This window comes from Marinomonas colpomeniae, from assembly GCF_014803385.1.
Taxonomy (GTDB): domain Bacteria; phylum Pseudomonadota; class Gammaproteobacteria; order Pseudomonadales; family Marinomonadaceae; genus Marinomonas; species Marinomonas colpomeniae.
In genome coordinates this window covers 328,114-348,332 of the sequence record NZ_JACYFC010000002.1, presented here as the reverse complement: position 1 = coordinate 348,332, position 20,219 = coordinate 328,114, and the positions used below count along the sequence as shown (strand labels likewise).

14 protein-coding genes are annotated in these 20,219 nt (G+C 40.0%); 11 read left to right on the top strand and 3 right to left on the bottom strand.

Going from position 1 to position 20,219, the window contains the following annotated elements; translation table 11 throughout:
• The first annotated feature begins 151 nt into the window (after positions 1-151).
• The 4 genes from IF202_RS06765 (at position 152) to IF202_RS06750 (ending at position 5,136) form a co-directional block, all read left to right on the top strand.
• Positions 152-802 (top strand): Abi family protein, encoded by a 651-nt coding sequence (locus tag IF202_RS06765; protein ID WP_191594128.1) that lies wholly within the window; start codon positions 152-154, stop codon positions 800-802.
• A 456-nt stretch (positions 803-1,258) separates the two neighbouring features.
• Positions 1,259-2,839, top strand: coding sequence for a hypothetical protein (locus IF202_RS06760; RefSeq protein WP_191594127.1), 1,581 nt, complete (start codon positions 1,259-1,261; stop codon positions 2,837-2,839).
• On the top strand, positions 2,760-4,775 hold the full coding sequence (locus tag IF202_RS06755; protein ID WP_191594126.1) for a COR domain-containing protein: 2,016 nt from the start codon (positions 2,760-2,762) through the stop codon (positions 4,773-4,775). The genes IF202_RS06760 and IF202_RS06755 overlap by 80 nt, the downstream gene beginning before the upstream one ends.
• A 220-nt stretch (positions 4,776-4,995) precedes the next feature.
• The gene (locus IF202_RS06750; protein WP_191594125.1) at positions 4,996-5,136 is read left to right on the top strand and encodes a DUF2256 domain-containing protein; all 141 of its coding nucleotides are present in this window, start codon (positions 4,996-4,998) and stop codon (positions 5,134-5,136) included.
• A gap of 48 nt (positions 5,137-5,184) precedes the next feature.
• Here the strand turns inward: IF202_RS06750 and IF202_RS06745 are convergent, their stop codons facing one another.
• Positions 5,185-6,141, bottom strand: a complete 957-nt coding sequence (locus tag IF202_RS06745; RefSeq protein ID WP_191594124.1) for a carbon-nitrogen hydrolase family protein — start codon at positions 6,139-6,141, stop codon at positions 5,185-5,187.
• Positions 6,142-6,391: 250 nt separating this feature from the next.
• Entirely contained in the window at positions 6,392-8,116 is a 1,725-nt protein-coding gene (locus IF202_RS06740) for a diguanylate cyclase domain-containing protein (protein ID WP_191594123.1), read from the bottom strand.
• A gap of 517 nt (positions 8,117-8,633) precedes the next feature.
• Between IF202_RS06740 and mtgA the strand changes: the two genes are divergently transcribed.
• From mtgA to IF202_RS06705, 7 genes are all read left to right on the top strand, one after another.
• Positions 8,634-9,311 carry a monofunctional biosynthetic peptidoglycan transglycosylase gene (mtgA, locus tag IF202_RS06735; protein ID WP_191594122.1) on the top strand — a complete coding sequence of 226 codons (678 nt, stop codon included), beginning with the start codon at positions 8,634-8,636 and terminating at the stop codon, positions 9,309-9,311.
• A 153-nt stretch (positions 9,312-9,464) separates the two neighbouring features.
• Positions 9,465-11,393, top strand: a complete 1,929-nt coding sequence (locus IF202_RS06730) for a B12-binding domain-containing radical SAM protein (RefSeq protein WP_191594121.1) — start codon at positions 9,465-9,467, stop codon at positions 11,391-11,393.
• 245 nt (positions 11,394-11,638) lie between these two features.
• On the top strand, positions 11,639-13,285 hold the full coding sequence (locus tag IF202_RS06725; RefSeq protein WP_191594120.1) for a methyl-accepting chemotaxis protein: 1,647 nt from the start codon (positions 11,639-11,641) through the stop codon (positions 13,283-13,285).
• 362 nt (positions 13,286-13,647) lie between these two features.
• Positions 13,648-14,190 (top strand): heme NO-binding domain-containing protein, encoded by a 543-nt coding sequence (locus IF202_RS06720; protein WP_191594119.1) that lies wholly within the window; start codon positions 13,648-13,650, stop codon positions 14,188-14,190.
• Between the two features lie 13 nt (positions 14,191-14,203).
• Positions 14,204-15,712 carry a sensor histidine kinase gene (locus IF202_RS17675; RefSeq protein WP_191594118.1) on the top strand — a complete coding sequence of 503 codons (1,509 nt, stop codon included), beginning with the start codon at positions 14,204-14,206 and terminating at the stop codon, positions 15,710-15,712.
• On the top strand, positions 15,705-17,057 hold the full coding sequence (locus IF202_RS06710) for an HD domain-containing phosphohydrolase (RefSeq protein ID WP_191594117.1): 1,353 nt from the start codon (positions 15,705-15,707) through the stop codon (positions 17,055-17,057). The genes IF202_RS17675 and IF202_RS06710 overlap by 8 nt, the downstream gene beginning before the upstream one ends.
• A gap of 166 nt (positions 17,058-17,223) precedes the next feature.
• Complete coding sequence (locus IF202_RS06705) at positions 17,224-17,496, top strand: hypothetical protein (RefSeq protein ID WP_191594116.1); 273 nt, start codon at positions 17,224-17,226, stop codon at positions 17,494-17,496.
• Positions 17,497-17,517: 21 nt separating this feature from the next.
• Here the strand turns inward: IF202_RS06705 and IF202_RS06700 are convergent, their stop codons facing one another.
• The gene (locus tag IF202_RS06700) at positions 17,518-19,863 is read right to left on the bottom strand and encodes a bifunctional diguanylate cyclase/phosphodiesterase (protein WP_191594115.1); all 2,346 of its coding nucleotides are present in this window, start codon (positions 19,861-19,863) and stop codon (positions 17,518-17,520) included.
• Between the last annotated feature and the right edge of the window lie 356 nt (positions 19,864-20,219).

Below are 20,219 nucleotides of genomic sequence, written 5' to 3'. Positions count from 1 at the left end.
TACTTTAGAATGAAAAAAAACCATGCAGATGCATGGCTTTTTTAGTATTTCATTTGTCTTTGGTGGGCTGCAAAAGCAGGGATATCCAAAGCACTCACAAATGATGTTAGGTGAAATTGACAGGTACGTCAAGACGACTCAAGGATCAAGGATGTCACACACAGCCATAGAGCAAACGCTTTCAGTAAAACGCTTCTCTACGTATCGCCAAGCTGTCATTGCTGAGGATGGTATAGATCGCAGTGCAAAAGCGCTGCAGTTGTATGAATGGAACGCTGAGCTTTCTAGTCGTTTCTTCTTCCCTTTACATATCTATGAAGTGGCAATGCGCAACGCCATTTCCGACGCCATCACTATCCGATACGGACAAGACTGGCCCACAAATACGGTATTTCAAAATTCACTAAATGATTCCGACAAAGGCGCTCTGTTATCTGCAATTAATAGAGACTACCAAGGTGTTGGAAAGTTACTGCCAGAAATGAAATTTGTGTGGTTTGAAAACATGCTGACTCGTCGCCACGATGGCCGAATATGGAAACCCTATATTGCTCAGGCTTTCCCTAACGCCCCAACAACTATGACTCCACAAGACATAAGAAAAGCGCTGAAAGAGGCTTGCTACATCATAAGAAAATTTAGAAATAGATGTGGTCATCATGAGCCTATCTTCAACAACGCGACTTTACATGATGTTTATCCTTTCATAGTTCAGTCTTTAGATTGGCGTTGCGTACATACTCAGCAGTGGATGAACAAAAAACAGTCTGTTACTGAATTATTGGCAAATCAGATTATTTAAGGTAATTATAACCATACGAGTACACGATGAACTCATCTTTGAAATCGCTGCGTCGTTATTGTTAGAAGCAGACATAAAAAAAGAGCACCTAAGCACTCTTCTTTAAAAGAAAATGATAGTTCGTGGCAGCCCTTTAGCACTTGGGGTCAGGGTGACTAAACAATGTTTAATCTAACCATCAACAATGATGTCACTGGCGAATCATTGGTAGCGTGAGAACATATGGACAATCCAGTAATGAGTCATATGTTAAGCCCTTCTACAGAATTAATTCTAGTACTGACATCAACGCATTGCAACCAGAAACAAACTCCAAACACAGCATTACTTGACTAAAACTCTCAATACAGAACAATTTTTCGCTTTCCAGCAAACCTATATAAGACGTGAAAAAAAATAGGTAATATAAAAAAAGTCGCCTCATTTTCATAAAAACATACGAATGGACATTAAACCATGGAAGATTTATCTAAATCGCTTGCACCTCTACCTCCAAGACTAAAGACACAACTGGAAAATGCATTAAAAAACAATGAAAGCCACCTAGACTTAAGATCATTTTCTTTTATTGATGATCAACTTAATGAAGTGCCACAATGCTTAGCAGACATTCAAACTTTTCGTTCCATTAATTTATCTGACAACAAGATTTCCGCTTTACCTTCTTGGTTGAATTGCCTTTCCTCTGTTGAAAATATAGACATCACAGGCAACCCACTAGAAGAAGTAGATCCTTCTTTATCGCTCAATGTATCGATAGACAGTACACAATGGCTAAATACGAAAGAGGGTTTAGAAAATTGTAATATTGTTGGGTTTACGTTACTCCCTGAAGATAAAGAGTATTTCTCTGACATTACTACTTTTCCATTTTTCGCTTCTCTAAAAACACTCTCAATGAATGACTGTAATATCACACATTGGCCGAGCGAATGGCCTGAGCAATTACAACACTTTAGTCTCAATGATAGCCAATTGTCTGACTGGCCGAGCAAATGGCCTGAGCAATTACAACATTTTAGTCTCAACAATAACCAATTATCTGACTGGCCAAGCAAATGGCCTGAACTATTACAACACTTTAGTCTCAATGATAACCAATTGTCTGACTGGCCGAGCAAATGGCCTGAGCAATTACAACATTTTAGTCTCAACAATAACCAATTATCTGACTGGCCAAGCAAATGGCCTGAGCAGCTGCAAACTCTTCAACTTAATCATAACCAATTGTCTGACTGGCCGATCGAATGGCCTGAGCAGCTACAACGCCTTCATCTCGATAATAACCAATTGTCTGACTGGCCGAGCGAATGGCCTGTACAGTTACAGCGCCTTGATCTCGATAGTAACCAATTGTCTGACTGGCCAAGCCAATGGCCTGTACAGTTACAGCGCCTTGATCTCGATAGTAACCAATTGTCTGACTGGCCAAGCGAATGGCTTGAGCCGCTGCAAACTCTTCAACTTAATCATAACCAATTGTCTGACTGGCCGAGCGAATGGCCTGAGCAGCTACAACGCCTTCATCTCGATAATAACCAATTGTCTGACTGGCCGAGCGAATGGCCTGTACAGTTACAGCGCCTTAATCTCGATAGTAACCAATTGTCTGACTGGCCGAGCGAATTACCTGTACAGTTACAGCGCCTTGATCTCGATAGTAACCAATTGTCTGACTGGCCGAGTGAATTGCCTGAGCAGTTAAAAGTCCTTTTTCTCGGAGACAATCAATTGTCTATCTGGCCCACTGTCTGGCCAAATTTACCTAATTTAAAATACATGAATTTATCGGGCAATGGACTAGGAGAAGACGTCGATGCACTAAGCATTACTAATGTTGAAGCACTTAAACGCTTATTTCAACGATCTGCAGATCGTATCTTTATTAACGAAGCCAAATTACTGATCGTTGGTGAACCCGCATCAGGTAAAACCTCTTTAATGAGGAAATTAACCGATGCAACGCATATTCCCATACCGAATACAGAATACAGAATCCACCACAGAAGGTATCAATATCGCTCAATGGCCTTTTGATAATGGCAAATCAACACCTTTCACTGCCAATATTTGGGACTTCGGTGGACAAGAAATCCAATACGCCACCCATAAGTTCTTCTTAACAGAGCGAGCCGTTTATGTTGTGGTAGCAGACAACCGCGCCCAAAAAACCAACTTCGATTATTGGCTTCGTATTATTAATTTCTTAGGTAAAAAAGACAGTAAATTGATCGTCTTCTTACACGATAAAGAAAACGCCTCGGTAACTAACTTTAATGAAAGCGAATATCATAAAAAATTTCCAGACTTTGGAATCGAAAACTTCCATGCAAACTTAGCGGATGGTGATGTTAGTAAGTTTTCAGTGTTACAACATGCTATTCAACAGTCTCTTACCACTCTGCCATTTCTTAAAGAAAAGGTAGATAAAGCATGGCTAGATGTAAAACAGCATATAGAACACTTACGGGAAAGCGGTCGTCATGATTTAGGATTTAACGAGCTTACAAATATTTGCTCTGAATATGGGCTAGCCAGTTCAGAAGTAGAGCCATTAGCTAAATACTTAAATTGGATGGGGGTTATTATTTATTTTGAGAATGATTTGTCCAGCTTAAGAGACTTTATCATTATCGATCCTGAATGGGCGGTTAATCCGCTCTATCAAGTACTTAAGCATGATGTGGTTAAAAAATATGGAGTGTTCGAAGAATCGTTTTTCTTCGATTTATTAGACGACACTCTCTATAATCCTGCTCAAAAAGGACATTTACTCACATTATTAACCAAAGACCATTTTGAGATTTGTTATCCGATTAATGAAAAAGAAGGCCATTATGTTGTGCCTATGCTTTTACCTGAAACACCAAATCGCCTTGATATTGAAAACCACCCCAAAACACAAAGCCAACCCTTACAATATGAATTTGAATATCGATTTTTACCTAAAGGCTTGTTTGCTCGCCTCATCATTCGCCACTTTTCTGACATAGCCAAAGACAATGCAGATAATCAATATGTTTGGCGAAGTGGCGTGCTGTTTAATGAAGGGAACTGCGCTGTCGAAGTATTGATGGAAGATGAGATAGATAAGGTTAATGGTGTTATTCGGATACGTGTATACGGAGCAGAACATCAAAGACGTAATGCTTTATTAAAGTTTAGAGCAGAAATCCAAAAACTGAATCGGGATTTATCTAAGTCTTTGGAAGGCGAAGTGGAAGAAAAAATCCCATGTATATGTGAACACTGTGTTGTTTCAGAAAAGCCTCAATACTACCCTTTAGATCGATTGGAAAACAATCTAACCAAAGGCAAAAGCACCGTAGAATGTGGAAAATCTGGTTATGATATTTTAATATCTAAGTTAATTGAAGATATAGTACCCACAAGCTATGAGCCAAGTCTTAAAGAACTAGAACACCGTGAAACGGAAATGGAATCATCTGAAGAGTTTGATGTGACTACTTTGATGAAACAAAACTCTCTTCAAAAGATAGAGCCCTCAAAAGATGAATTACAGATTCTTATTCAACTAGTCAAAGGTCTTGAAAAAGTCCACTCTGCCCCTAGAGTAGAGGTTCATAATCATATTCAAGCTCAGGCTTCCTCTCAAGCAACTAACACAAACAACATATCAATCAATATCGAACAGAAGAATCAGCATTGCTTTGACATAAGTGGTTTTCTAGATGAGATGAAAGATCAGCTTAATACTCATCCAAAAGCCACTGCGGAAATTGAGCAAGCTGAGAAGTTAGTCGATCAAATTAGTGAGTCGGATAAGGCGGAGAAGGGAAAACTCAGCCGCCTAAACGGCATCATTAATAACATCAAAAACGGCACATCAGAAGTGGGTAAACTGATGAATTCGGTACAAGGTTTAAAAGACCCCACTTCCAAATTAATTGATGGTTACAATATGATTGCTGGGCTATTTAGTCAGCCGCCTATTGATAACTTTTTGAAATAGTTATTTATGGTAATAAGGCGTCAGCCCCTTAAAATATTTAAGTCGGTTGCCGCCTGATTAGCTTTATATTAGGTTTTTAACATTTTTATAAACGTTCTCGTGTGAGCCAAGTGCAATCAGTTCTAATGTCACTGTGCCATCCTCTTAGCGATAACCTAATAACATAAGCTGTTTTTTTTGAGTTTAAGATCCAATCAACCATGATTTCCGTATTGCTTTTATGGCTCATAAAAAACCAAATTTACCCGAAAAGATTTGTCCTGTTTGTCAGCGTCCGTTTACGTGGCGTAAGAAGTGGGAGCGCGATTGGCCGCAGGTAAAATTTTGCTCTGAGCGCTGTCAACGACAAAGAGCAAAATGAGTATGTTAGAAAGTTATTTCTAAGCAGTCTTTTCTGACAATAAATAAATCAATCTTTGATTTTGATCGTGCTTTGTCTTTCGCGATTGATGTGCAGTTGCGTGACGTCAGGTCTAGAGTAATGGCCTACCGGGTCAAAACTGTGTCGCTCTTCTAGCACGGTATTAAAGTCTAGTGTGGCGAGGTAAATGCCCTCTTTTCCAATTTGAGGTTCCACTAGCCATTCACCATCTGGTCCGGCAATGCAGGATGCTCCGTTAGCCAACATTGGCTTGGCATGCTCTAATATTTCCTCTAAATAAGGCGTATCAGCAGGGAAGTCTTCCGCTCTCATTAAACCCGAAGCCGAGATCACATAACTGCGACTTTCTTTTGCGATAAAGCGAGTAATGTCGTGTGTGTTATGTTCTCCGCCCGGCCATATCGCTACATGTAAATTCTCACCTTGCCCGTACAATGCAGCGCGAGCCAGCGGCATCCAGTTTTCCCAGCAATTCAGCGCTCCCATGGTAAAAGGGCCAACTGGGAAGGTTCTTAAACCGTGTCCATCGCCAGATGCCCAAGTGAGTCTTTCTTCGTAGGTTGGCATTAATTTACGATGGACATTTTGAATCAAGCCATCTTTATCGATGTACACCAATGAACAATAAACACTATGGCCACCTCGGTCAGTCGCTCTTTCAGCGACGCCAACAATAACGGCAATACTTCTTTGTTTTGCTAGGTCACAAATAGGCTGTAAATGGCCTTCTTCAATGTTCACGGCTTGTCTTAAATAATGAGCGTGAATTTCTTTTTGTCTAGTTGAGTTAAATTCCGCGCCGTTGGTTAACTCGATCCAAAATGGATAACCAGGAAGAAGGGTTTCACCAAAGGTTACGAGTTCCGCGCCTTTATTCGCCGCTTCTGATATGGCAGCTAAAATTTTATCTATCGTTTTATCTCGATTTAGCCAAACCGGCGATATTTGAGCTATAGCTACCTGTAAATATTGATCGTTTGCCATAATATGCGTCCTTCAACCTTCTAAAACCTAAAAATGCGTTAACGTAAATACATTCATACCAAAGGGTATTTTGTGTTCACCTTGTTTCACTGTATCAAACATAACAACGATAACAATGCTCAGAAAGGAAAATAATTGGAGGGGCTTAATCGTTTTAACCTAGAAATACTAAAAGGCCCTTGATTACTCAAAGGCCTTTTTTATTGTGTGCTAACAGACAGATTATCCGTTTTTATGCTTTCACTTAAAGCTAAGAAATACTGTCATTCTTTTTAATTTCAGCTTTATTAATGTACATTTTTTGGTCTGCTACAATAAGCAACTGTTCAACGTTAACACCATTTTTAGGGTAATGGGCAGCTCCGATTGCAGCACTTAAAGTGAGTTCTAACTCATCAGATAATATAAGAGGTTCTGACAGCGCTTTTTCAATTTTCAGAAGAATAGGTTCTAAATCTTTTTTGTTTTCTACATTATTAATCATAACGACAAATTCATCCCCCGCGAACCTTGCTGCCAAGCCATTCGGGGGCATATTATTGTTAAGCCTTAACGCAAACTCTCGCAACGTCTGATCACCTACATCGTGACCATATACATCATTTATTGTTTTAAAATTATTGAGATCAAAAAACAAAACAGTAAACGGAGTAATGGTTTCTGCTGCATCGCATTCGCCAATAGTCGCTTTTATGTGTTGTTCAAAAGCATATCGATTAGGTAAGCCTGTTAGATAATCTGTATGTAACCTTTTTTGCATGGCAGAGAAATTCTTAGCGAGATCACCTATCTCATCCTTCCTTTGAATATTAATAGGTTCTTCAAGGAAACCACTTCCAACTCTGTTTACTGCATTCGACAAAAGCTTAAGATCCTTCGTCACCCACTGCAGTGTAATAAGTCCTATAATAGACACAAACGCTGTTGCTAAAACACCCAGAAATAATGTCTGAATGACATTGTTTTTGATGCCTTCCATAAAATCTTCACTCGGTATTGCCACGACATTTATCCACTTTAAGCCGGCTTCATCTTCAAACTTATTATAGGCAACATGAATCTCTCTATTTTGCTCATTAGTGAAGCTAAAAGACTCAGGCTTGAGGTTCTCCATCTCACCTGAAATGAAAGGCATTATTTTCGAATAAACTTCTGAGAGTAATACGTTTTCACTTTCCTCGGCGGGTACCCTTATATTAGCCCCATTTTCGTCTTGTCTAATATTAGAGCTATGCGACGAAGCGATAAGCATACCGTTAGACTCTACAATAAAGGCAATCGCATTTTCGGAAATATTAAGGTTACCGATAAAGTCATTTAATGACCTTAAGGACATATCAGTCGCAACAACGCCTTCAAACTCTTCATACTCACTTTCAATACGACGAGCTCGTGTAGCAACCAAATGCTGTGTTTTAAAATCGATATAAACAGATGTCCAAATGTCATCTACATTTTCCCAACCTGCTTGAAACCATGGTCTTATTCGAGGATCAAAATTCTTCTCTTCGACTGAAGAGAATTGAGGTTCACCATTAATGCCATCGACTTTGTAAAAGGTTCGGTGTTCGTTTGGCTCAAACTTAACCCTCAACTCTCCTGAGCTAATCGAATCTCGATACAGCCCTATTCCTTGGCCTGCGACATTTCCATAATAAACATAGTTATTAGGGTCTAAATACAAGGAAGAAGCCGTCCACAATCGAGTACGGATAGCTTCAAATTCATTACGGATGTCTTTTTGAACAGGTATTCCTTCTGGAAACGCGGTTTCGAGTGTTGCAACAGAGCCAACTACATGTCGGTCTATGGCTTGGCTTAAACGGCTTACCGTTTCTTTTAATAAATGATTAGACACAGTTTGAACGGCATGGCTGCCGGCATTATAAGAAAGCAGACCAATAGCGAGCGCCAAACAAATAATAAGCGCGACATAAGGAAGAATAAGAGCAGATCTAAGAGAGAGTTTAGCCATGTTGAGTATCTTGCGTATAAATAATGATTAAAAGAAAAGAACAATGACGACTCATGCTATGCATGTATTATTAATGCCCAAAACTAGACGTAAAAGATTAGCGACTTAGAGATAAGCTCTCAAGTAACGAGATGTTCTACTTTGTAACCAAAGCCCCAGCATGACTGGCGTGACTATAACATAACAACAGAAATACAGTCTTAGTTCAGAGAGCAAAGCGCCGATTACAGCAGTCTTAATTGAAGAATCGCCTTTCTAAATTCTCTTCGTCAAAACTCACCAAGATATAGAGGTAACCTAATGTTCTTCTTAAAAAATTAAACCCTATTGCTATATTAAGATCTTGCAAGTTTTTAAGGTGGTTAGCACATTAAAGGATTAAAAATCGCAGGCATATTAAGCCTTTAAGTAAATTGGAACTAACAGAGATATTATTTCTAAGTGGTACGCCCTATTTTTTGCTACTCTTGACCCTCACAGGCTGAAAAACTTAGTTCAACCCAACAAGAGACATTAAATGGCAAAGCGTAAACGAAGTATTTTCGGTTGGATATGGCTTATCACGTGGCGCGCTGCGTTGCTATTGGTGCTGGTTTTACTGTTATTTCGGTTTGTGCCCTTACCGACTACGGCGTTTATGTTGCAGAGCCCTTATCCTGTTACCCAAAAGTGGATCAGTATCGATAAAATACCGTCTCATATGGCCTTGGCGGTGGTCGCTTCAGAAGATCAGCGTTTTCCATCACATATCGGCCTCGATTTCGCTTCTATTCGCAAAGCCCTTGAACAATACAACGATGGTGATGGCCTTCGTGGCGCGAGTACTATTACGCAACAAACCGCGAAAAATCTCTTTCTATGGTCAGGGCGAAGCTTTACACGCAAAGGGATGGAAGCCATGCTGGCACTTGGTCTTGAAGGCGTTTGGGGTAAAAAGCGTATCTTGGAAGTGTATTTGAACGTGGCAGAATTTGGCCAAGGTATTTATGGAGTCGAAGCCGCGAGTCAGCATTACTTTAATCGCTCTGCCAGTCGCTTATCCAAAAACCAAGCCGCGAAATTAGCCATCATGCTGCCCAGCCCTCGAACCCGAAACCCTAATGACTTAACCTTTTATCTTCGTCAAAGAGTTATCTGGGTAGAGCAGCAAATGCAGCAACTTGGTACGGGTCACCTTAAATCTATTCTTAATTGAGAATGTTAAGCAACAAGAGTCATAGCAGACCTTAAATCTCAACAACAACCGCATCATTTTTAAAGGGTTCTGACCTCTTTTGAGTGTTAAGTGCTAGAATGCAGTCTTTATTTTGTACGCTTTCACTTACTATTTTTACACCCAAGGCAGGCTATGACCGTTCTTCTGATGACACCACCGATGACGCAGTTAAATACGCCGTATCCAGCGACGGCTTATTTGACTGGCTTTTTACGCTCTCGTGGTTATGAAGCGGTGCAACGTGATCCTGCTATTGAGCTTTTCCTTGAAATGATGACTATGCCTGCGCTGGATATTATCCACCAGCATGTAGAAGACAATTTCGAGGCGTTTGAAGACGATGAACTCCCCGATGTAATCTATACCTTCATGGCGGAGTTTGATCGTTATCGCCTTTGTGTTGAGCCTGTCATCCGTTTTTTACAAGGTAAAGACCCAAGCCTTGCCCTACGTATTGTTTCCCGTCGTTTTTTGCCTGAAGGTCCTGCGTTTGATGCCATTGCTCAAATGGAAGCGGTGTCTGGTGATATTCTAAAAACAGCGTTTGGTAGTTTAGGCTTACAAGACAAGGGCAAATATTTAGCGACTTTGTTTATTAATGATTTGTCTGCGGTAATTACTCAAGGCGTCGACCCTTATTTTGAAGTCAGCCGTTATGGTGAACGCCTCGCGGCGGCGAATCCAAGTTTTGATAATCTCTACGATACGTTAATGGGCGAGCCGAGCTTTAGCTCTGAAATTTTAGAGCAGTTAGTTGAGATGTACTTGGAAGAAACCCAACCCAGCGTAGTTGCGTTAACCGTGCCTTTCCCCGGTAATATGCTAGGTGCTTTGCGAATCGCACAAACTTGCAAAGCAATTCATCCTGACCTTCCTATCGTTATTGGCGGTGGCTTTGTAAACACCGAATTACGCGCATTAAAAGACCCTCGAATATTTGAATTTATTGATTTCATCTGTCTTGATGATGGCGAACGCCCTTTTATGACCTTGTTAGAATACTTTGACGGGCAGCGTGAAATAGACGATTTGGTACGAACCTATTTTCTCGCAGAAGACGAAAATGGCGAACAATATGTTCATTACAACGAAAACCCTGAACTCCACGATATTCCACAGACTGATGTAGGCACACCGATATACGAAGGTTTGCCATTGGGCGACTATCTTTCTTTGTGTGAAATGCTCAACCCTATGCACAGAATTTGGAGTGATGGACGCTGGAACAAGCTGACTATCGCCCACGGGTGTTACTGGCGTAAATGCAGTTTTTGCGATGTGACGCTGGATTACATTGACCGCTACGATGCCGCTGGTGCAGATATTCTGGTGGATCGTATTGAAGAGCTTATTGAAGAAACAGGCCAAACAGGTTTCCACTTTGTGGATGAAGCCGCACCACCAAAAGCCTTGTTTGCTTTAGCAAGGCGCTTAATAGAACGCGGAGTGGTGATTAGTTGGTGGGGGAATATTCGTTTCGAAAAGACTTTTACGCCTGAGCGCTGTCAACTATTGGCAGATTCTGGTTGTGTTGCGGTGAGTGGCGGCCTTGAAGTCGCGTCAGACCGATTACTGAAATTGATGAAAAAAGGCGTAAGCGTCGAACAAGTTGCTCGCGTGACTAAAGCCTTTAGTGATGCAGATATTTTGGTTCATTCTTACCTGATGTATGGCTTCCCAACACAAACAGAACAAGAAACCATTGATGCATTAGAAATGGTGCGCCAGATGATGGAGCAAGGCTGTTTCCAGTCGGCATTTTGGCATCGCTTCGCTGCCACGATTCATAGCCCAATTGGTGTGAATCCTGAAGAGTTTGGCATTACACTGGCTGAACGCCCAGATATTTTGTTTGCAGAAAACGATGTGGACTTCACTGACCCAACAGGCACAAACCATGAAATGCTAGGCGAAGGGCTACGTAAAGCGCTCTACAACTACATGCACGGTATCGGTTTTGATCAGCCAATGGCGTTCTGGTTCGGAGAACCTGTCACCCCAACCTTAGTGAAAAAAACTCTTATTTCACGTGCCATCAATGACCTGATTGCACACAGCTAACAACACAATCGGAATAGTTCTGATTAAATAATAGACACAAAATCCATTCTCTTCTTTCTGGCTTAGACCTTACTAAAAAAACAATGTATCTTTTTGTAATATACTGCATGTAGCTTATTATATGCGAACTAAAACAATAGAGTGCATGGATCGCAGATTCAAAAAAAGAACCTAATAACAGCATTGGATCGCTTACATAGGCAACTATAAAAGAACAACCCATTTACGTTTTCACTGGAGTGAATATGAAGCTCAAAAAGATGAGTGTGCGATACCAGCTTTTGATACTAATTAGCAGTGCTATCATTGGTTTAATTGCACTAGTCGGAGTAAGTTTGTTTCAAACAAAGAATGTTTATACCTCCTCTAATTATGTCAACGTAAAGGTCGTTCCTTCTATTGAGGTAATGCTAAGTATCAGTAAAGCCATCAGTGAAGTTCGCCGTTTATCTTATGTGCATGTATTGGAAAAAGACAAAGATCAAAAGCTCAAAATAGATGAGCAGCTACAAGGCCAAGTCGCTGAAGTGTATAACGAATTTGAACAGTATAAGCTTTTGGTGAGTGATGAGACCGATGGCACTCTGTTGGATAATGAAATTAAGGCGTTTGAGGTTTATAACCAAAAAAGAGAAAAAGCCATTTCCTTATCACGTAAGAATATTCAGGCTGCAGCAACCAAAGTGCTGCTTTATACTGCAGTTGAAGCAGAACAGTTAACTCAAGCGCTTGATGAACATATCGCATTTAATGAGGCACTCGGTAAAACTGGTGCAGATAACGCTGTCACCGCAATTTGGCAGGCGGTTGTTATCCAAATTAGTATTGCTATTGCTGTGATCGTTCTGGTCTTTACTGTTGGAATAATGATTCTTCGAAACATCATGAGTTCTCTCGGAGGAGAGCCTCAGGAAGTAGCTGAAATTGCCAATCAAATTGCACAAGGCAACACAAGCATTTCCATTCAACTTAACGACCATGATCAGGGTAGTCTTAAAGCCAGTATGAAAAAAATGGCCGATATCATCCAGGATATCGTTCACGACTTGTCTGATAAAATGTCGGCATTGGCAGAAGGTGATTTACGAGTAAGAATCACAAAAGACTATATTGGAGATTTCTCCACGATCAAAGACAGCACGAATGGGATGATCGATCGACTCAAGAACACCATTGTTGAAACCCAGAATGCGATGGATCAAATGGCGGCAGCCAGCTCTCAAGTCAATGTCACCGCACAGAACCTATCTAGCAGTGCGGCATCAATGACAGATAACCTTAAAAATACGACGGCAGAGATTGATAAGATCGCCATCAGCATAAGTCAAAACTCTGAAAGTGCAGCATCTACCAATGAAATCGCGCTCAATGCCAGCAATAAAGCAGTACAAGGTGGCGAAGCCGTTGATAAGACCATGACGGTTATGAGAGACATTGCCAATAACATCAGCATCATTGAAGACATTGCAGAGCAAACCAATCTTTTAGCATTAAATGCGGCTATTGAAGCAGCACGTGCAGGAGAACACGGTAGAGGATTTGCGGTCGTAGCAGATGAAGTCCGTGCTTTAGCGGCGAAAAGCCAAAAAGCCGCTCAGGAAATAAACGATATAACATTGAACAGTGTAAAAATCAGTGAGCATGCTGGTAATTTGCTAAAAGAAGTTGTGCCACAGATTCATCAGACCTCTGAATTGATTCAATCTATTGCTACCGCAAGTGTTGAGCAAAACGCCAGAATAGAGCAAATAAACCTCTCTATGCAGCAACTCGATGACATCACCCGACAAAATACTACTGGAAGTGAAGAGCTTGCAAGTACGAGTGAAGAGATGACGGTTCAAGCAGAGCAGCTTAAACGCATGATGGATTTCTTTAAAATTAATGCCTAAGTAATGATTTTTCAATAATACCGCATATCATCAGTTTTAAAGCGGGTATGATTTTAGCCAGAATAATAAAGCTCTAATCTGCCCGTTTTTTCTTTTCCGTTTCTTAGGTCTATTGGTTTCATCCAAGCCCTTTCAATCAAGCCTTATCACATTGCAGTCTCATAACTTTTTGAAAATATCTAATGAGATAAGATACTTTAGGCTCACTCTCACCGCTTCAACATTGTTAATTCAGGCAAACGCCATTTACTTTAAGTGGCGTAACTTCCAACAAACCGTTACACACCTAAACTAATTACCTGTAAGCGCTTCAATCATTTTTAGTTACTCTGTAACCCACACTAAAAGTGAGGAGTGTAATCATGAAAGGCGCTGTTTTTACTAATTTCCAAGAAATGATCGAAGACCAATTTGGTATGGAGTGCTGGGAAGCTTTGCTGGAAAAATGCGATTTACCCAGCGGTGGCATGTACACCAGTGCCGATACCTATGACGATCAAGAAATTTTATCTCTTGTTGGTGCGCTATCTGAATACAGTGAGTTACCGGTTCCAGCTCTAGTGGAAGCATTCGGACGCTACTTGTACGATGGACTGGCAAACAGTTTGCCGCCCTCCATGATGAACTACCCTGACCTTTGGTCTTTGCTTGACGCTGTAGATTCCGTTATCCACGTTGAAGTAAATAAGCTTTACCCTGACGCTTTAACGCCAAAAATCATTGTCACTGAAAAGCACGATAATGGTGTCACCTTGTATTATCAGTCTCCTCGTAAAATGTGTTTGCTCGCTATAGGTTTGGTTCACAAAGCCGCTGAGAGCTTTGGTACGCCCGTAACGATTAAACATACTTGTTGCATGAATGAAGGAGCAGATCATTGCTCTATGCTCATCGAACAAGACTGAGTCGGGAGAAACTATGGAATACGAAGCCGCCTTTCAACGGGAGCGAAAAGCACGAAAAAAAGCTGAGTCAATTCTTGAACAAAAGAGTCGAGAGCTTCACTTCGCCAATACGTCGTTGAAGGAAAATGTCGATTCTCTGCATTTCGCCTTACGGGAAAATAAGTTCCTAAACCACATTGGTCGTTATGGTATTGAGAAGCCTAAGTTACTCGATTTTTTACCCACTATAGTGAACGACATGATGCGCCTAAGCGAGATTCCTTTCGCGGCTTATGTTCATTTTCCATTTGAGACGCAACAAGCTGGTTTTTATTCACCACTCTTGCGTAACCCTGATTTATACGACGATGCTTTAGAAACACAAAACAACGAAACAAACCGTCTAATTACTGAAATAGAACCCATCATTCGAGACATGAAACGAACGCATTTACAGATTGTGGATCTAGCTATTGATGACAAAGCTATTGATACCATTGTTGCTTTACCCATTATCAGTTTAGACCACCTTAGCGGTATTATTATTCTGTTTACTCACACGTTAACCGACAAACAAAACCATGTTCTGAACGTCTTTAAAACAGGTATAAAGCAACTCGCTATTATTATGGAGCATAGATATCAAGAAGATAAACTAGTCGCGAGTTATGAAGAAATTAGCGCTACCAATGACGCCTTAAAAGATACCCAGAACAAGCTTGTGCAATCAGAGAAAATGGCGACTGTCGGACAACTTTCCGCAGGAATTGCCCACGAAATCAATAATCCAATGGGGTTTATTAAAAGCAACATAGGGTCTTTAGGCACTTACATTGAAGACTTCGTTGAATACGTAGAAGCCTCTAAATCTCTCACTGAGAAAACAATGCAATCAACTGACGACGATATAATGACTGCAGCAAAAGGCTTAGACAAAATTTGGTCAGATTTGGATATGCCCTATTTAATAGAGGACAGCAAAAATCTTTTGGCGGAATCGCAGCAAGGCATCAAAAGAATTATAGATATTGTGGGAGGGTTAAAACGCTTTTCTCGCCAATCAGATAATAAGAAAGAACCTTGCTATCTTGATAAAACCATAGATGAAGCACTCAAACTTGCACATAATGAACTAAAGTTTAAAGGTGTGGTAATTAAAAATGTCGCCAAAGTGAAGCCAATTAACGCGAACAATGGTGAATTATTACAGGTATTTTTAAATCTATTTGTGAACGCTTCCCACGCCATGAATGAACAAGGCGAATTAATCATAGACGTTGTGGAAGACACAAAAGGTGTCAGTATCAAAGTCACAGATAACGGCAGCGGTATCGACGAGAAGAATTTGGAATCTATTTTTAATCCGTTCTTCACTACCAAAGACATTGGTGTGGGTACCGGCCTAGGCCTTTCTATTTCCTACGGTATTATTAAAGATCATCAAGGCACTATTGATGTAACCAGTGAAGTAGGTAAAGGCACGGCGTTTAGTATTTGGCTGCCTTTCGAAGGCACCAGTTCAAAGGAGGGGTTGAATGAGTAGCACTGAATTGAATCAATTGGATACGGAAGTTATCCCTGGCTTGTTGTTAGTTGATGACGAAGTGAATGTGCTGTCGTCATTAAAACGGTTATTTCGAAAATCAAATTGCAATGTCTTTATTGCGAATAGCGGCCCAGAAGGCATTGAGATTCTTAAAGAACAATCCATTGATGTGATTATTTCTGATGCGCGTATGCCAGAAATGAGTGGACCAGAATTCCTAGCGATAGCAGCCGAAGAATACCCAGATACGATAAGAATTTTATTAACCGGTTATGCGGATATGGAAGCGGTCGTTGATGCGGTTAATTTAGGTAAAGTCTCTCATTATCTTGAAAAGCCATGGGACGATGAAAAACTAAAAGAGCTCGTTGACGATACTTTTGTCGCGATCGGCTTTAAGAAGCAGAACGAATACCTACAGTCTTTGGTTACCTCGCAAAACGAAAAACTTACAGAAGCGAATGAAACACTAGAAGCAACGGTGAAAGAGCGTACCCAGAAAATTATAGAAATAAACGGGGCGTTGCAAGAAAACTATAAGAGCACTATTGATCTGTTTGCTAACTTATTAGAAATGCGCAACCCAAAAAATAATGCGGATGCACCAGATATAGCGATTCTGGTAACCGATATGGCAGAAGTAATGCAGTTACCGCAACGTGAGCTTATTCACCTAATAAGAGCCGCTAAAATGCGTTATATGAGTCAAATGAGTTTCGCCGATGAATTACTTCATACACCTTACGTTTCCTTATCAAAAGAACAAAAGCGCGAGTACCAACAATACCCTTTAAAAGGCGCACAACTGCTTAGTAATATTCGCCCTCTTGTTCCGGTCGCTGAGATTATTCTACGCCATAAGGAATACCTAAATGGCGAAGGTTATCCAAAAGGTGAGAAAGGAGCAGCGCTTTCTAAATCGGTACAAATATTAACCGTGGCAAATGATTATATTGAGTTGCTAACAGGACGAATGCAAAAAGCACCATTGACGCACGCTGAAGCGATTCAGTATTTGGACTTGAAGTCAGGCAGTTACTACTCTATCGATGCAATTGAAGCATTAAAAACTCTGCTTTCAACCACTAAATTAGAAACGGCCGTGAAGAATCATCGAATTCTTTCGAATCAGCTTGTATGTGGAATGACGCTTTCTCAAGACCTTAAAAATCATAACGGAGACTCTTTACTACCCAAAGGCAGCGAGCTAGCGAACAGTACTATTACAATAATTACTGAGCTAGAACGAAGTTCAAAAAAAGGCTTTCAAATTTTCGTTAATATTCCAGCGGGATTAGAAGTGTCTAAAGCTTTACTAACGAGTATTAAAAGCACCCGATAAACATCATTTGTTTATATAAGAATCTATTTAAAAAGCGACAGACAAGTATCTATCAAACTTGTGCCAACACTTAGAGTCATGCACACTCTAAGTGTTATTTTTAACCGTACTTTATGAGTCTTTTTGACGTGCTGCAGAAGTATTTAAATCTTGTTAGGTCTGTTTTATGAAATGTCCACATTGTAAATCTAAACTGTCTTTTTCTTCTATTAAAAAGAGTCTACGTCGCCCACAACCCTGTAATGAATGCGAAGAAGGCTACCTGCTTACTCTGAGCATGAGTCGTATGCTATTACTGATTCTTCCAGTGGCATTCAGTTTGGTAATGATTCGTCCAATCAGCTTACATTGGGGAATTCCACCATCGATATTTACCGCACTGATTGTAGTGCTTTATGGACTATCCTGCTTAACATTGGTCAAACGTTCGATTCGTTAATTCGCATTATAAATGCTGTGATTAAATGAGCTTATCTTGTTTAAAGATAAGTACTTGATCCAATGGAATTGGTCTAGAAAAATAGTAACCTTGCAGGTAATCACAGCCATATCCAATTAATAGATTTGCTTGTTCCTTTGTTTCTACACCTTCTGCAATCACAGATACACCAAGTGCATGAGCCATTGAGATAATTGCTTCACAAAGTGTTTGTGAAGCATGCTCTTCGCCCAATTTTTGGACAAAACTTTGGTCAATTTTTAAGTAGTCGATGTCATAGTTCATAATATAGGCAAGAGATGAGTAGCCCGTTCCAAAATCATCTAACGCCACTTGAATACCTTTCTCTCTAAACGCTAATAACGCATCTCGAGTACTTTCGTCTAGGTTCATCAGAAGGTGTTCGGTAATCTCAACCACTAGGCTATTTTGGCCATTCCCACAACTTTCTTTACTCAGTAAATCAGCCAGTAATAAACCATTTCCATCTTGCTGTTTTGATAGTTGTATCGGTGACACATTTACGCCAATTTGAATGTTTTCACCATATACACTGCGAATAGCTCCTAGTGCTTGTTTTGCTTCTTGGATAACCCAATGGCCTATTTCTATAATTTGTCCAGACTCTTCTGCATAGCTAATAAACTGGTCTGGTGCTATAAGACCTTTCTCAGGGTGCTGCCAACGAATAAGAGCTTCAAACTTCAACACTACGCCATGCTTATTAACAATAGGTTGATACAATAAATAAAACTCTTGATTTAAAATTGCTTGGCGTAAGTCTTTAATTAATTCGGTTTTATGAATTAGGGCGTCCTTTAACTCCCAATTAAAGCGTCTAACAGCATCTCGTCCGCTCTGTTTAGCAAAATACATAGCTTGATCGGCTGCCCCCATAAGCTCTTTTACATTTTCTCCATCATCAGGATAAAGAGCAGCTCCAATACTAGCCGTTACGATAATCTCAGTACGAGAGATGATAAGGGGCTCTTTAATCGCATTTCTAATATCTTCACATACAGCGAGGAGATGACTTTCGTTAACATCCCTGCTTTCAAAAACGAGAATAAATTCGTCTCCACCTAGACGGCTAATCAATTTCGCCGTTGGTGCATGCATAACTAAACGCGATGCTATTCTTTTAAGCACGTCGTCACCGATACCATGACCACGGGTATCATTTACCTCTTTAAAGTTATCAAGATCGAGAAGAATGACACCAATTTTTTGGTCACCTTGATTTTCTATAATAATATTCAGTAATTGCTCATTCAACGCATCACGATTTGAAATACCCGTTAAGCTGTCAGTCTGTGATTGTAAAACGACTCTCCTCTCAGAATCGCTAATTTGTTTAGCCATTTCAAGAAAGCCATTTTTCAGATCATCCATTTCTTTAACACCCGTTGCTGGGGCAGATGTTGTATCTATGTGTTTACGCTCACCTAGTTTAAGAGCTAAATCAGATAATATTCCTAATGGCTTTGAAATCGCATTCATAAAAAATTGTTTAAGTAATATCAATATTATGAGAACCATAATAGAAAAAATAATACCCATCACCGTATAGCGATAATTGACACTTTTCAGAGCGTCATCTACTGCGATTCCAGTTAAAAAAGTTAGGAGTACATCACCATTGGAATCAGTTACTTGACGCTTAACAAAAACTCTATTTATACCATCACCACCTAACCACATTGCCTCCAGATCGCTAGGGGGGTCATATTTAATATTATCGGGATAGCTTGCGACTGGTTGACCTTTATTGTCTAACATATAGGCAATACTACCTTTAGGTAACTCGTTACTATTGAGTAATTCACCCCACCAATCTAAAGACATAACCACAACAGCAGCGCCAACAATCTCACTGTTTGTTTCACTTTTTTGTACAGGGTAAGCAAAGTTGATAGTCGGATGACCTAGCACTCTGTCTATATGCACGCCACTCGTACTAAAGCGCCTAAACGTCATGGCGTCTTGGACATAGCGTCTGTCTTTAACGTCAATAGCAGATGAAAGCTGAATACCACTGCAAGTCAGCATGCCGTCTTTATTTGGCACTCCGATGTTAATAAAGCGATTTAATAGAGGTGTGATTTCACTTAGAAATTGACGGCAGGCTTCAGAGTTTGGTTGTCTGATCTGAGGTAAGGTGGCAAGAGAAACAATGAAAGACTCTGTCGAATTAACCAGAGATTCTTGATTATTCACAGCTTGATTCGACACTAATCGAGCCGCATCTAACAGATCTTCTTGTACCATGTCTCTACTGTAGCTAAAGCTGAAATAGATAAAGATGTAAGTAGGAAGAACCACTAAAGCAGTAAGAAAATATAGCCTCCCTTTAAGTGTACTCAGCATTATAGAAACGACTCCTAACTCCATGTAGATCTAATGGTAACTTAGCCACATATTTAATGTGTGACTCCTTGTTTATTCTGGTTAAAATTAACACAACTAATTAAAATGAATCCGTTCATTTTTGTAAAAAATCGAAAGTATATGTGATGATAAAGCATTCCTTTACTCTTCCAAATTCAATCTTACTGCCAGTCGTTAAAACCATAATCTATATCAATAATTTAGTATGTTATTTTGTTTTTTGAAAAGCCTTAATACTCAGCTGTGAAATGTAGTAACTAGAAGTATAAAATAAATTTTTTTACTATTTAAAAACTAAATATTCAATACAACATTGAATCAAGCTAAGGAAAAAA